This window comes from Luteolibacter pohnpeiensis (genome assembly GCF_016595435.1).
Lineage (GTDB): Bacteria > Verrucomicrobiota > Verrucomicrobiia > Verrucomicrobiales > Akkermansiaceae > Luteolibacter > Luteolibacter pohnpeiensis.
Genome location: NZ_JAENIJ010000015.1, coordinates 50,310 through 65,334, shown reverse-complemented (window position 1 = coordinate 65,334; position 15,025 = coordinate 50,310). Strand labels below are relative to the sequence as shown.

Here is a 15,025-nt window from a genome sequence, read left to right as displayed (position 1 = left end):
CATGCGGATCATCGGATTTTTCTTCATGCTTCTCGGTCTGCTGGCGACAGTGGGTGAGCTCAATGGTATCGCATTTCCAACCGTGCGCTGGTTTTTTGAGACCAGCCGTGAAATACCGTGGTTGAATGTTTATTTGCCGTGGGCAGGTTTCCAATTCCTCTGGTTTGGTTGGCTAAGTGCCATGATTTTGTTGTTGGGCGGTTTGATCATCGTGATCCGATCCTGGACAGCGGGTCCGCTTAGCCCGTCGAATGCGCGCAGATTACGACGCTTTTGCGAAATCAAGCGCGGCTACTATTCCTTGATCATCTTGCTGGCCTTACTGGGTATCGCTGGACTGGATCAAATGATCGTCGGCAAACGGGCGCTCGCGGTGAAGTATCATGGCGAGTGGTATTTCCCGGCCTTCCAGGAAAAAACCTACAAGAACAAAGACTTTGGCCTTGTCGGAGAGGATGCCGATGCGCCCGCGAACTACCGACTATTGAAGCGAAAGCTGAAGGGATCTGCAGACGGGAAAGTCATCATGCCGTTGATTCCCTTTGATCCCACGGGCGATACATTGCCTCCGCGATCAAAATCACTCGTTGAGCGGGAAGGGGTTTACTATGAATCTGGTAGATCCAGCGAACCATACTGGGGTTTGGCGGCATCGTATTATGATGTGGAAGGCTCGAAGATGCATGTCCGCTACACCATGCGCCGAGGCGTGCTCGAAGGTGCTGCAGATGGTTGGGATAGCGAGAACAACCCGGTTTACACGGCCAATTACGAGGCGGGTAAACTGGTGACCGAGGAATACACGGGCACGGCTTCCAAGGAAGAATTTCTAGCAGAGAAAAGCAGCGATCTCCGCGCGGTAAAATATCATCCGTCACCGCCGGTGATCGAGTCCGGGAATTGGCTTGGCACCACCTCGCAAGGCTACGACGTGGTTGCCTATCTATATGGCGGCCTGCAGGTGAATTTCAAGGCAGCGATCATCTTCCTGCCCATCGTCTATCTGATCGGTATCATCATCGGAATGTTGATGGGCTTTTTTGGCGGTTGGTTTGATTTGGTGGTCCAGAGGATCATGGAAATTTTTGTGAACGTTCCGTTTCTGTTCGTGGTGATCATCATCTCCAGCATGGTGCCGTATCGTTTCAAGGGCCTGCCGGTGATTCTCGGAATTTTGATTTTTTTCGGATGGATGGGGATCACGGCCCTAATGCGGACTGCTACATTCCGCGACCGGGGGCGTGACTACATTTCCGCCGCCCGCGTGATGGGGGCTGGGACTCCGCGCATCCTATTCCGGCACTTACTGCCGAATACGGTCGCAATCATCGTCACCTTGGTTCCGTTCAGTCTTTCCTCTTTGATTTCGTCGCTCGCTTCACTCGATTACCTCGGTTTCGGTTTACCGCCGGAATATGCAACTTGGGGGCGACTGTTGAGTGATGGCCTGTCGAACCTTTCCGCCCCATGGCTTGTGACATCCACCTTCATTGCCCTGGTTGGACTTCTGGTTTTGATCACGTTCATCGGCGAAGCGATCCGCGAGGCCTTTGATCCGAAAAAATTCACCTACTACCGTTGATGCGTTTCCTGTTTTCACTACTCGCGGTGGTAGCCGCAATCGTCGGCTGCTTTGGACTCAACGGATGTCGTCATGAGGAGGGCGCCTTGGGGTCGCGCTATGACTTCGATGGGTTTGTCCCGCGTTATAATGACTTCATTCACAAATGGCTGATCGAGCAGCAAGATGCAGCCATCAAGGAGAAGGCGCATTTGGAAGAAGAGATCGCCAAGGCCGATGATGAGAAGCGCAAGCTTCTCGAAGTCCGGCTGCAGGCCAATGCCCGTGAACTCGAAAAGTGGGCATTTCGCTTGAGTCTTGGTGACTATTTGAAGATGGGCGATCCATCCGAGATTCCTACCGATCTGGTATGGGATGACGGCATGAATGAGCCTGAGATCGGCGATCCGCGTGCGAAGAAGGGCGGTGTGCTGCGGCAATACATTCCTGATTTTCCTCCGACGACCCGGTTGTTTGGTGATAATTCAAATAACAGTTTCCGTGGCTATCTTTACGATGACATCGACATTCCATTGGTTGATTACCATCGCGAAACCATGCACATGATTCCAGGGGTCGCGAGCAGCTGGGCAGTCTCAAAAGATGGTCGCACCATTTATTACAAAATTGATCCGGCAGCGCGCTATTCCGATGGTGAGCCGGTTCATGCCAAGGACTATCTGGTGAGCGTCTACGTCAATGTTTCCGACAACGTGGTCAACCCCTACGCCAAGCAATACTTCAAGGAAAACCTGGCCCAGGTGGCGATGTACGATGATCATACGATCTCCATTTCATTGCCGGAGGCACAAGTTTACGGTCCATTGATTGCCGGGGATTTTACTCCTTCTCCTCCTCATTTCTTCGCGGAATACGGCCCGGATTATGATACTCGTTATCAGTGGCGGTTCCGGCCAACCACGGGCGCTTACGAGGTGAAACCTGAAGATATTGTCAAAGGTGTCTCCATCACCGAAACGCGGGTGAAGAACTGGTGGGCGAAAGATCGGAAGTACTACAAGTATCGTTACAACCCGGACAAGATCGTTTACACCGTGGTTCGTGACCAGTCGAAGGCCTTTGAATTGTTCAAGGCAGGTGAGCTTGATACCTTCCTTATCACGACTCCGGAGCTTTGGTATGAAAAGTCGGAGATGAAGCCTGTTTATAATGGCTACATCGATAAAGTTACCTTTTACACCCGCTACCCGAAAATTCCCCGTGGCTTGTATGTCAATGTGAGCCGGCCTTTATTGAAAGAGCGGGATGTGCGAATCGGAATCGCCGAATCGCTGAATTGGAAAAAGGTCATCAACGTGATGTTCCGCGGAGATTACCAGCGGCTGAATGCTTTTAACGAAGGTTACGAGGGGCTGAGTGATCCTACGATCAAAGCCCGGGGCTTTTCGATTTCAGATGCGCGAGCCTCTTTTGCCAAGGCGGGTTTCACCCAGGAGGATCGGGATGGAATTCTCAAAAAGGCCGATGGCACACGCCTTTCGGTATCCATCACTTATCCGACGCTTCCGATTTACGATCAAATTTTCTCACTGCTTCGTGAAGAGGCAAAAAACTGCGGTCTTGAGCTGCGGCTCGATGGCCTGGAGGCGACGGTTGCCTACAAAAAGGAAATGTTGAAGCAGCATGATATCGCACTCGGTGCCTGGGGCATCGAGCCGCCCATGCCGGATTTCTATCAGTTCCTCCATTCGTCGAACGCCTACGATGAAAGCGGTAATCTCAAACCGAATACCAACAACACCTTCGCCTGGGCGAGACCGGATACTGATATGCTGAGTGAGGAGGTTCGCACGGCGACCACCATGGATGACTTGAGGACCGCGGTTCAGAAATTGCAGCATATCATGCATGACGAAGCGATCTTCCTGCCTGGCTACGCAGTTGACTTCGTGCGGGTCGGCTCGTGGCGCTGGGTGCGTTGGCCGGATTCCGATACGACAAAATTCTGCCCGCCCGTGGTTTACGATCCCCATGAAGTTCACGTGCTCTGGATTGATGAAGATATGAAAAAGGAAACGCTGGAGGCACGGCGTGAAGGCAAGACTTTCCCGGAATCGGTCAAGACTGTGGATGACTACCGTCAGAAATCACCAGAGGGAGATGATGCATCAGAAGCTCCTATGGATGAAACTCCGGCAACTCCCGCCAACGATCCAACACCACCACCTACAGCTCCAGCGAGTGAGCAGCCAGTGCCGGCGGATCCAGCAGTAGCTCCTGAGGAGAAAGGAAACGGACCATGAGCGAATCTGCCGATACCATTCTTGAAGTCGATAAACTGATCACCTCCTTCGAGACCGAACAAGGTCTCCTGCGTGCGGTCGACCAGGTTTCGTTTTCAGTTCAACGCGGTAAAACCCTCGGCATCGTCGGCGAGTCCGGTTGCGGCAAGAGCGTTACCGCGATGTCGATCATCCGGCTTTTGCCCCAGCCAGCTGGGAAAATTCTCGGAGGTCATGTGCATTTCAAAGGCACCGACCTTGTTCGCGCAAGCGATGCGGAAATGCGCAAGATCCGTGGTGGTGACATCGGGGTGATTTTCCAGGAACCGATGACGGCGCTGAATCCTCTGCATCGGATCGGACGTCAGGTTTCCGAAGTGTTCCGATTGCATCAAAAGCTCTCGAAAAAAGACGCCTGGGACGCTGCTACCGAAATGCTGAAGCTGGTTCGTATTCCTGCGCCGGAGCAACGCATGATGGATTTCCCCCATCAACTTTCCGGGGGAATGCGCCAACGGATCGTCATTGCCTTGGCTTTGGCATGTCGCCCGTCATTGGTGATTGCCGATGAACCAACCACGGCGTTGGACGTTACCGTGCAGGCCCAGATTCTCGATCTCATGGCGAAGCTCCAGGAGGAGATGGGCATGTCCACCATCTTGATCACCCATGACCTGGGCGTGATCGCAGAAACCTGCGATGAAGTGGTCGTGATGTATGCGGGTCGTGTGGTGGAACGAGCATCGGCGATCGAGTTGTTTGCCAATCCCCTGCATGCCTACACCAAGGGGCTGCTGTCCTCGATTCCCACCTTGGATACTCCGTCCAAATCGATCCTCAATACCATCCCCGGCACGGTCGCCTCGCTGGGGGATTACTCGCATGGTTGTCGCTTTTGCCAACGCATGGGACGGACCGCGCCGGTCAGTCGCGAGCGTCCGAAATTCACTGAAGTTTCCACCGGCCATTGGGTTGAAACCTGTCCCGAATGCTACCAACCGTGATCGAAAATCCACTGCTTTCCGTCAAAGACCTCCGGGTGCATTTTCCTGTCCGCTCCGGCGTGATGATGCGCGAGACCTCCGCAGTTCGCGCAGTCGATGGGGTGTCGCTCGATATCAAGCCCGGAGAAACGCTAGGTCTCGTCGGGGAATCCGGATGCGGCAAATCAACCTTGGGGAAAACCATTGTTCGATTGATCCGCCCGACCTCCGGAAAGATTGACTTCGAAGGGATCAATATCAGTCACTTATCCCAGTGGTCACTGCGTCCGTTGCGACGTGATATCCAGATGATCTTCCAGGATCCAAGTGAATCGCTGGATCCTCGGATGAGCGTTCGCTCGATTTTGGAAGAGCCCTACATCATTCACAAGTTGGGCAATCGGGCCGAAAGGAATGCGAGGGTAAGTGAACTTTTGGACCGGGTTGGTTTGCCAGCTTCCGCAGCAGATCGCTTTCCGTTCGAATTCTCCGGTGGTCAGCGACAACGCATCGGGATCGCACGTGCGTTGGCATTGAGGCCCAAGCTGATCATTTGCGATGAGCCGGTGTCCGCTCTCGATGTTTCCGTTCAATCACAAATTCTGAATCTCCTCGTTGAGCTCCAGCAGGAGTTCGGGCTCTCGTACCTTTTCATTGCTCACGATCTATCGGTGGTGAAGCACATCAGCGATCGGGTGGCGGTGATGTATCTGGGAAAAATCGTCGAGGTCGCCAATGCGGAAACCATTTACCGTGATCCACGCCACGCCTATTCCAAAGCATTGCTTTCCGCCATCCCTTCGGTTGATCCAACCGTGAGACCGAAGCGGATTTTGTTAGAAGGGGATGTGCCTTCGCCAATCGATCCGCCTGCAGGAAGCGCGTTCGGGCATCGGATCAGCCATCCTCTCTATGCACAAACCGTTGGTGCAGACCTGAGCTTGCGTGAGATTGCACCGGGGCATCTGGTCGCCAATGATCCATGCTGTCTTTCCCCAGAAGACTATCAGCTTTTGCAAGACTCGGAAGATTGATCGTATGAAAGCTAAGCGAGTCATCTTTGAAGGCCGGGTTCAGGGTGTGGGTTTCCGCTACACCACCAAGGACCTCGCGCGCGGATTCGAAGTTTGTGGCTGGGTGAAAAATCTCCCGGACGGCACGGTTGAACTTCAGGTCATGGGTGAAGATGATGAGGTCGAGGATTTCATCAAGGAGATCGCCGAAGAGTCGGCCGTGGCCCATCACATCAAGAATCTTCAGGCGACAGAGATTGATCTGTTAGAAAATGTGACCGGTTTCTCGATCGTTTCGTGATCCGCCTCTGGCTCAAGCACTCGATGCTTGTGGCGGATTTTGCGAGAGTTCAGGATGCCTCAATGACGAGGTGGTGTTGGATTCTCATGGGACTTGGTTTTTGGCTGACCAGTTGCAAGCCGACTCCGCCGCTCCAGGCCGGACAAACCTATTTACCGATTTCCCATGCGGATGTCCGCTTGATCGGACGATGGAGCCAATCCGATCAGACACCGCCCGAAGCTTCCTGGCCGGGTTTTGCGGTGGCCGTTGAATTTACCGGGCGCGATCTGAGCATTTGCTTAAGGGACGAGGGGAATTATTACAATGTCAGCGTCGATGGCCAGCAAACGGCGGTCGTTGGTGGCAAGAAAGGGAAAATGGTGGTTTATCCTCTGGCGAGCGGGTTGGATGGGAAGCCACATCGCATTCGATTTGAGAGAAGAAATATCTCATTTGATAAGCCGACTGCCCTCCTTGGCTTCGTCCTGAATGAAGGGGCAAAACTTGATAAAGCACCGGAGCGCGCGCGAATTGAATTCATTGGCGACTCTTACACGGTCGCCGAGGGGAATGAGTCGACGAGGGAAACCTTACCCTGGCTGGAGAAATATCCGGTTACGAATTTCCGTCGGGGATTTGCATCCATGGTTGCGGATGCGCTTGATGCAGATGCGATCGGCATATGTCGCTCCGGCAGCGGAGTAGCGCGCAATTGGTTAGGGGACGCGAAAAATTCGATGCTCGACCGATATGATTGGACCCAGATGGAAACTGCAGATGGAGGTCGGTGGGCGTTCTCCGAGTCACCACCGATCCTGGTGGTCATATGCCTGGGAATTAATGACTACGCTGGATTGAAAAACAAACAAGGTATCGTGAATGAAGCGTCATCCGCTGAATTTCGTGACAAATATCATCAACTGATTGCCAAAGTGAGATCGCATGATCCGGACGTGCCGATTCTTGCATTGGCGCCGCATGTGGAATGGGCCAGAGAGAATACACAACTCGTCGTATCAGAGGAGGCTGCCGGTCACCGCGGTGGCGTTTATTATGCTCAGTTTGATCGCTTTCCTGGTGGGTATGTCTCAGATGGTCACCCGACCGTTGCGACTCATCGCAAGATCGCCGATCAGATCCTTGCTGCCATCCGGAAAGATCGGATTCTACCGTTGCCTGCTGCGATAGGTGAACCGTGATTTTAAGGAAAGAATCGGGGATTCGAAGAATTTCCAACTCAACCAGGCTAGCAACAGCGATGCGACAGTAGCGCAAGCCATGTAGGTGAAGGTGCCAGGCCAACCTGAGCCAATGGTCGGAACAATCCAGCCTCTCCAAAAGAAATGCATCCAGACTGGCTTGAGAGCATGATGATAAACATAGATGCCGTAGCTATATTTCCCAAGCCAACGAAGCATGCGGCTTTCAAATATAAACCGGCTGATGGCTCCGTCGCCATTCGCTGCCAGGCCCACGCAGCCCGCACCGAAGAAGATCATGATAAATGACTCACAGCTTGCTAACGGATAGATCACAAAAATTCGCTCAATTAACAAGATGATGCCAAAAAAGCCGGTGACCGGTACGAGCCATCTCGTGACCTGTTTCCACCCATCGGGGTTTCTCCACATGATTGCAAGCCATGCTCCGGCAGCAAGCACGCCGAGGCGATTCAAGGTCGAAACATAAGTCGCCAATAGGCCGATTTGGTTTTGCAAAATCGCATGAATGATCGGGCTGGAAATTACTAAGGCGACACAGAGCCTCTGCAGCCATTTTACAGGAAGCAACATGACTATCAGTGGCCAGACTAGATAGAATTGTTCTTCGACTGCGAGTGACCAAAAATGACCTAAGCCCAGCCAAGTAGGCGAAGCGAGCCACCCTCCTTTGACTGCCATCCCGATGTTTGAGGCATATAGCCAATACCATGCCATCGAGTTATGGCCGGTGAGAACTTGCTTATCTCCCGGGGTGATGAAAATAACACTCAGCCATCCCAGAGCTAGTAAGCCATAATAAAGCGGAAAAATCCGTAGAGCGCGTCGGATATAAAATACCTTGAAATAACCGGGAGTGCCCTTCGCATCTATCAAAATCCCGGTGATGAGAAATCCGCTGAGGACAAAGAACAGGTCCACCCCAAGGTAGCCACTGGTGAAAAAGCGCTGACCGTCTACTTTATAATCAAGGTGCTTCCCGACTACGATAAAATGGCCGATCATCACCATTAAGATGGCGAGCCCTCGAACTCCATCCAGACCTAACAGGTGCTGCCGACTATTGTGAGCGGGTACAGCCGCTTCAGGAACTTGGGTGTTCATGCAATCGATATGAAACAAAAGTAGCTCGATTCAGGCCAGGAAATGGCCGGTTTGGTTCTCTATCCGTGAGTTTGATCGATTGAGCATTCGGCCGAAAATGGCTCCTTGAGAAAGAATAATCATTGGGGAGCGGCGTTCGAATCAGAATGGTATAAGGATCATTCGGGATAGACTGTAGCACCTGCTATCAGCGACCTTGGAACCTAAATTGGAATCAATCAGAAATGAGCCTTTCAGGCAACACCAATGTCCCGACGATGATGTGCTGTGATACTCAGAAAGTTACCTGGTCGTAGATCGGCTGGTGCAAATCTGAGCTAATCCAAAACAATAAACGGTGCCTTCTTGCGAAAGCACCGTTTTGCTGAATTAGAATCTGGTGGATCTGCCGGAGCTTATTTCGAAAGGAAGCCGCTGACGCCGTCTTGATCGGGAGTCATGCCGGCGTCGCCTTTTTCCCAGTCCATCGGGCAGACTTCGCCGTGCTCTTCGAAGTGTTGCAGGGCGTCGATGACGCGCAGGCACTCGCGGATGGAGCGGCCAAGTGGCATGTCGTTGACGACCTGGTGGCGGACGATGCCATCCTTATCGATCAGGAACAGGCCGCGGTAAGCAACGAGTTCGCCGATGACCTCGATATTGCCTTCTTCGTCGGTGGTGTATTCACCGGCGAGAACATCGTAGTCTTCAGAGATGGTCTTGTTGATGTCGGAAACGAGCGGGTAGTTGACGCCTTGGATGCCGCCGCGGTTTTTTGGCGTTTGGAGCCAAGCCCAGTGCGAGAACTCGGAATCGGTCGAGCAACCGACGACAGCGACATTGCGCTTTTCGAATTCAGCGAGTTCTTCCTGGAAACGATGAAGCTCTGTCGGGCAAACGAAGGTGAAGTCCTTCGGATAGAAGAAGAAAACGACGTATTTGTTGCCCTTGTATTGTTCGAGCGAGAAATTCTCGATGATGGTTTCGCCTTTGACGGCTTTGGCGCTGAAGGATGGAGCTGATTTGCCAACGAGGACGGACATGGAGCTGTTAGGTTGGAGTGAAAAAATCGGGCAGGATTTGTGCCCGGCGCTGGGTAGGCGATGCGGAGGTGGCGGACAAGGTTTTTGTCCCCTGAATCGATGTTGCGCCGGGCTGATAGTTCTGGATTTACTCGGAAACCGCTTGGAGTCGCAGGAAGCGATGGCCGCCACTTCCGATCGCTACGGTGGCCCGAATGGTCTGGGTTTGAGCTTGTTCTGACAGTGTTTCGTAAATGACGCCGACGTCGCTCCAGGTTTGCAAATCGTCCGACCACTGGGCTTTCAGGCTGATGTCGGTGGCATCGGCATTTTGCGTGTAGGTTAGCGAGAGTGTTGCCTCATCGACCCCTGGCTCCAGAGGCGGATTGGCAACCGCAGGATCGGTGCCGAGTGCATACTCCAGAAGATTCGGGATTTGATCGTGATCTGGATCGGCTAGCTGGCCGATGATGGATTCATCGGTCTCATCGGCGAATTGACTTTGCTGCCAGGCGGCAAAGCCAATCAGATTCGCGGCAAGTGGGGTGACTGCCGAAGCAGAACTTTCTCCAAGCGAATTGATGGCGATGACTCGGTAAAATAACTCGGTCTCTGCAGGTGCATCCGGATCGGTGTAAGAGGTTGAGCCAAGTTGGTCCGCGATCACCGTGAACGGACCGCTTGCTGAGGTGCCGCGTTCGAGTCGGTAGGAAGTGGCCCATGGTGTGGTGTTCCAGGTGAGCAAGGCACCGCCTGGGTCGGTTGAAGCCACAATCGTTCCCGGCGTATCCGGCAGTCGCAGTCCGTAGACTTCCAGTTCCGCGATGTTGCAATTCGGATCGGACCGATAGCGAAGGTAGCGGAAAGTGTGCGGATTGGTAACAGGGACTGAAGTGAAGGAACCGACCGGGGGTTGATCGGGAATGGTGTAAATGGTGACGGCGTCGCTGAAGTCAACGGAGTTGGCACCTTCAAATACTCCGCCCACCATGCGTGCAGCAAAGCCAGAGCGTGGTGCGTAACGAAGCGCGGTGATTTGTGCGGCAGAGCCGAGATCGAGTCCGACCCACGCGCCGAATTCATCCGGAGCGTCGAAGGCGGTGTTGAAGTTTCCATCGAACACGTTTTCCCGGACGTCGCCGAGATTCGACCATGAGCCTTCCGTGCCAATGATGGTGCCGGTGAGTTGGAAATTCGCCTCGGGTTGTGGTGGAAACGCGGCAGCGACTTCGGCGGCGCTTGAGATAGCGAAGTCACTTCCAACGGCTTCGACCTCGATCATGGCCGACGATTGATTGCCTGAGCGGGCGACATTTGCCGCGTAGAATGCATTCGCCGGAGTTGCGCCAAGCCAGAGCCGTGAACCATCAGCGAGTCGCTGGAAAACGTTGTAGTAATAGATGTTCCCGGTAGAGGATGCGCTCCACTTGATGCGCAGGTTGGTGTTATCCAACGTGCTTGGATCGTTTTGTATGATGCGCAAATCCGTGACGGCGGCGGGTGGAGTCGGCGTGCCATCGTAGATCGCGAATTGGCCAAGCCGGACCACGTAGTTTTCAATCACACTTGTGGATGAGCAGCGCACGCCAATGGTCGCGATTTTTTGACCAGCGTGTGAACCGAGATCGAAGGTCACGGTGTTCCAGCCATTGGTCGAAGTACTGCCAACATCGTAGTAAACCGGAGAACTTGGCGCGTCCTCGAATGCGATGGCGAGTTTTAGGTTCGATGGCGCCGAAGCGGTGCCGGTTTTGTAAACCAATTTGAATTTCGTATCCGCACTGACAGGCAAGCTGGCGGCGTAGAGTTTGATATCATTGGTGGCGTCCAGCTGACCGGAAATTTTCAAAGAACTACCTCCATAGTAGCTATCTTCAAAGAGCAGTGCGGGAGTCAATTTCGTCCCCGTGGAGGAAACGATCCATCTCCAGGTTGGCAGGACATCCTGAAGGCTCAGGTTGTTCCAGCCCGAGGTTGATACCACTTGGCCATCGATCAAATAGCGATCGCCCTGGCCACGATTGAAGTTGGTGACGAACGGCAGTTTTTCCAACGGCGACTGCGCGGGCACGTAGTTCGCCATGCCTTTCCAGCTTTCCGTGGTGGAGGTATTCGATGGATCCGCATTTTGTCCCGACCAGAAGCGGAGTTCGTTTTGCCGGAATTGGCCGGGGTTTCCTGAGTTCCGGAACAACGCCTGCTCGCCATAGAATGCAACGGAAACGCGGTGTTGGGAGCGGTTCGGGAAAATCGCGTCCCAGGAAACCGAAGTTCCCGTGCCGGCGCTTTCCACGTCGATCCCTGCATAGATCGAGTAAGGATCGAGTCCCAATCCCAAAGCCCTGCTGCGGGTGCTGGAAAGCATGTCACTATTCCACCAGAAATTGAGAAACATGCTGTCGGCGATTGCGTTGCCATCGCTCTTCACGAATTGCTCGTTTTCCGAGGTAAGCGCGTTCTGCCAGCTGATGCTGCCGGTGCGGGTCATGGCGTCATACCACATGATCTGCAGATCTGGGGCCTGCGCTTTGAAATACGAAATAAAATCCCGCATGTTCGTTGCGTCAGCAGTGCTACCTCCACCGGTCTCCTGGTTGATGAACCAGCCGTCAAAACCGTAGTAGCGGGCGACCTCGATCATCTTGTCGGCGACAGGAAAAGCATCGCCACTCTTCTGCAAAAACGTCTGCACCCAGTGGAACTGGCCGCCATAAACGTTCGGCGGGAAAAACACATTTCCCAAAACCGGCACGCCGTTGCGGTGGGCGGCATCGACGATCGGGGCCGCGGGTGCGAGGATGATTCCTTCACCTGCAGAACCGCCCCAAAACACCAATTTGTCCGTGTATTGCCAACCCGTGTAAGCATTGAAATGCGCCACCTTCGCCCCTTGCGACGGCAGGAAACTGGTCGAGCCAAATGACGATAAAATCGTGATCTTCGCCTCGTTGGATCGAGCGTTGAAATTCACCTTCAACGCCGGATTTGCCATCCGCGAAGTGATCGGAATCGAGGCACGGTTGAAATCGGAATCCGGGTCCGCCTCCGGTGTCCACTTCAGCAAGTAGTCCGGATGCCAGAACGAAGCATACGGCGGCACGGTCACCGGCAGCGAAAACGTATCGGTGCTTGCTTTGCGGTCGCTCGGCACGGAGCCGTTGATTCTAACATCTAACAAAAACCAATTCGTGCCATCGTTGCTGCCTTCCAACTTCCAGTTTCCGGGATCGCGTTCCTGCGAATCATTGGCGGTCGAAAACGAATAAGCATCGATGGTGGTGATTTCGGGAAAGCGGATGATGACACCTTGTTTCGCGTAGTTCAGCCATTTGGTATCGGTGCTGCCGTCGATCAACTTTTCAGGCCCTTCGGTTGCGGGCGAGGTGCCTGCGGCGTTGACTGCGGTCGCGCTGGAGAGATCGACGAGATTGCCACCGAGAAGAAATCGGAATTCGGAAACCTGCACCGAGTTCGGCGACGAGCTGTCCCTCAACCGCGTCGGAGTGAAGCGGAATTGAGAGAAACTTTTTTCGGCGGCGTGCGAAAATGTGGCGGCAAATAGGCTGCTGGCGAGCGCGAGGGGAAAGACGCGGAGAGCGGAAATTCTCCGCCCGGGAATGTAAATCATTGATAGTGCTTGATTGCGGTTCGGGGCCGCAATTCAAGCAACGAAAGGCGATTCAGGCAAGCCGTGCCGCCAGGAGCTCACGCTGGAAAATGAGCTCTTTTGGCAGATGGTCGTAGAGATCGAGGAAAAACTCAGCCTGACTGACCAGCTCCGCTTTCCATTCGTCACGGTGATAGTTCATGACCGCTTCGAATTGTTCCCGGCTGTAATTCTGCATGCTGGAGATATCGAAATCCTCCGGTGCCGGGGTCCAGCCGATCTGGGTTTCATGCCCGGCAGCGGTGCCGTGGCAGCGTTTAACGATCCATTCAAGAACGCGCATGTTTTCGCCGAATCCAGGCCAAAGGAATTTTCCGTTCTCATCTTTGCGAAACCAGTTTACATGGAAAAACCGCGGGAGGTGCTTGAGGTAACGCCGCATCTCCAACCAATGGGCGAAATACTCACCCATGTTGTATCCTGCGAACGGCAACATCGCCATCGGATCACGGCGAACTTTGCCGATCGTGCCTGCCGCTGCAGCGGTCATTTCCGAACCCATGGTCGCGCCAATGTAGACGCCGTGAGACCAGTTGTATGCTTGATAAACCAGCGGCATGGTTGTGGCACGGCGTCCGCCGAAAATGATCCCTTCGATGGGCACTCCATCGGGATTTTGCCATTGCGGATCAATGGTCGGACATTGCGAGGCAGGCGCGGTGAAACGGGCATTCGGATGTGCCGCTGGACGTCCGCAATCCGGTGTCCAGTCCTGGCCGGTCCAGTCGATCAGGTGAGCGGGGGCTTCTTTGGTCATGCCTTCCCACCAGACATCGCCATCGTCGGTGAGTGCGACGTTGGTGAAAATCGTGTTTTCCAGCATCGAATCCATGGCGATCGGATTCGTTTCGTATGCGGTTCCGGGTGCGACGCCGAAGTAGCCGGTTTCCGGGTTGATCGCATGCAGCTTGCCATCCTCGTGCGGCCACAGCCAGGCGATGTCGTCACCGACGATCGACGTTTTCCAACCGGCTTTTTGGTAGGACTCCGGCGGCACGATCATTGCTAGATTCGTTTTTCCGCAGGCAGAAGGAAAGGCTGCGGTGACGTAGGTTTTGGTGCCATCCGGAGCTTCGAGACCGACGATGAGCATGTGCTCCGCCATCCATTGATGTTCGCGCGCGATGTTGGATGCGATGCGGAGGGCGAGGCATTTTTTTCCAAGCAACGCATTGCCGCCGTAGCCGGAACCGTAGGACATGATTTCACGGGTTTCGACGAAATGGACGATGTATTTGTCCTCGTTGCACGGCCAGGGCACGTCCTGTTGCCCGGGCTCAAGTGGCGCCCCAACCGAATGGAGGCACGGAATGAAAAACTTGTGACCGTGGCGTTTCTTTGGCGCAACACCGGACCATTCTTCCTCAAGCCGCTTCAGAACGCTGGAGCCGATGCTGCACATGATTTTCATGTTGAGAACGGCGTAAGGACTGTCGGTCACCTGCACGCCAATTTTGGCCAATGGGGAATCAATCGGCCCCATGCAAAATGGGATGATATACATCGTCCGGCCTTTCATGCAGCCTTGGAATTTTCCCTGCAAAAGCTCGCGCATTTCGGTTGGCTCCGCCCAGTTGTTGGTGGGACCGGCTTCGTCGGCTCGGCGGGTGCAGATGAACGTGCGTTCCTCCACGCGGGCAACATCGGATGGGGCGGAGCGCGCGAGGAATGAATTCGGTCGCTTCTCAGGATTGAGGCGGGTGAAGGTTCCCGATTTAACCAGCAGATTGGAAAGGCGGTCCCACTCCGCGTTTGATCCTTCACACCATTCGACGGCATCCGGGGTGCAGAGTGTGATCATTTTATCGATCCATTTCTGAAGCGGTGCGTGGCTGGTGGAGGTCATTTTGCTCATGCTGTGGTTATCTTGAACCTGAGATGCACCAGTTTGCAACGAGATGACGCCGAATCGGGGGAATTTGGCCGATTTGCGTCGGATCTGATCGAAAT

General features: G+C 54.0%; 10 protein-coding genes. 6 read left to right on the top strand and 4 right to left on the bottom strand.

The features are described from left to right. Window position 1: 1 nt before the first annotated feature. The 6 genes from JIN85_RS10830 to JIN85_RS10805 are packed head-to-tail and all read left to right on the top strand — an operon-like array spanning window position 2 to window position 7,282. The gene (locus JIN85_RS10830; RefSeq protein WP_200270516.1) at window positions 2–1,582 is read left to right on the top strand and encodes an ABC transporter permease subunit; all 1,581 of its coding nucleotides are present in this window, start codon (window positions 2–4) and stop codon (window positions 1,580–1,582) included. Next, the gene (locus JIN85_RS10825; protein ID WP_200270514.1) at window positions 1,582–3,825 is read left to right on the top strand and encodes an ABC transporter substrate-binding protein; all 2,244 of its coding nucleotides are present in this window, start codon (window positions 1,582–1,584) and stop codon (window positions 3,823–3,825) included. Before JIN85_RS10830 ends, JIN85_RS10825 begins: the two co-directional genes overlap by 1 nt. Continuing rightward, on the top strand, window positions 3,822–4,808 hold the full coding sequence (locus JIN85_RS10820) for an ABC transporter ATP-binding protein (protein ID WP_200270512.1): 987 nt from the start codon (window positions 3,822–3,824) through the stop codon (window positions 4,806–4,808). Before JIN85_RS10825 ends, JIN85_RS10820 begins: the two co-directional genes overlap by 4 nt. Then, window positions 4,793–5,821, top strand: coding sequence for an ABC transporter ATP-binding protein (locus JIN85_RS10815; protein WP_325109074.1), 1,029 nt, complete (start codon window positions 4,793–4,795; stop codon window positions 5,819–5,821). The genes JIN85_RS10820 and JIN85_RS10815 overlap by 16 nt, the downstream gene beginning before the upstream one ends. 4 nt (window positions 5,822–5,825) lie before the next feature. Further along, a complete protein-coding gene (locus JIN85_RS10810) occupies window positions 5,826–6,101 on the top strand; it encodes an acylphosphatase (RefSeq protein ID WP_200270510.1) in 276 nt (91 codons plus the stop codon). After that, entirely contained in the window at window positions 6,098–7,282 is a 1,185-nt protein-coding gene (locus JIN85_RS10805; RefSeq protein ID WP_200270508.1) for an SGNH/GDSL hydrolase family protein, read from the top strand. The genes JIN85_RS10810 and JIN85_RS10805 overlap by 4 nt, the downstream gene beginning before the upstream one ends. Here JIN85_RS10805 and JIN85_RS10800 read toward each other — a convergent pair. The 4 genes from JIN85_RS10800 to JIN85_RS10785 all read right to left on the bottom strand — a co-directional run bounded on the left by JIN85_RS10800 (window position 7,250) and on the right by JIN85_RS10785 (window position 14,969). After that, window positions 7,250–8,407, bottom strand: coding sequence for an acyltransferase family protein (locus JIN85_RS10800; protein ID WP_200270505.1), 1,158 nt, complete (start codon window positions 8,405–8,407; stop codon window positions 7,250–7,252). The genes JIN85_RS10805 and JIN85_RS10800 overlap by 33 nt on opposite strands. A 395-nt stretch (window positions 8,408–8,802) precedes the next feature. Continuing rightward, a complete protein-coding gene (locus tag JIN85_RS10795) occupies window positions 8,803–9,429 on the bottom strand; it encodes a peroxiredoxin (protein ID WP_200270503.1) in 627 nt (208 codons plus the stop codon). A gap of 127 nt (window positions 9,430–9,556) precedes the next feature. Beyond that, window positions 9,557–13,036: an endo-beta-N-acetylglucosaminidase gene (locus tag JIN85_RS10790; RefSeq protein WP_200270501.1), complete on the bottom strand. Its 3,480-nt coding sequence runs from the start codon at window positions 13,034–13,036 to the stop codon at window positions 9,557–9,559. 52 nt (window positions 13,037–13,088) lie between these two features. After that, window positions 13,089–14,969, bottom strand: a complete 1,881-nt coding sequence (locus tag JIN85_RS10785; RefSeq protein ID WP_343225490.1) for a phosphoenolpyruvate carboxykinase (GTP) — start codon at window positions 14,967–14,969, stop codon at window positions 13,089–13,091. Window positions 14,970–15,025 lie beyond the last annotated feature (56 nt).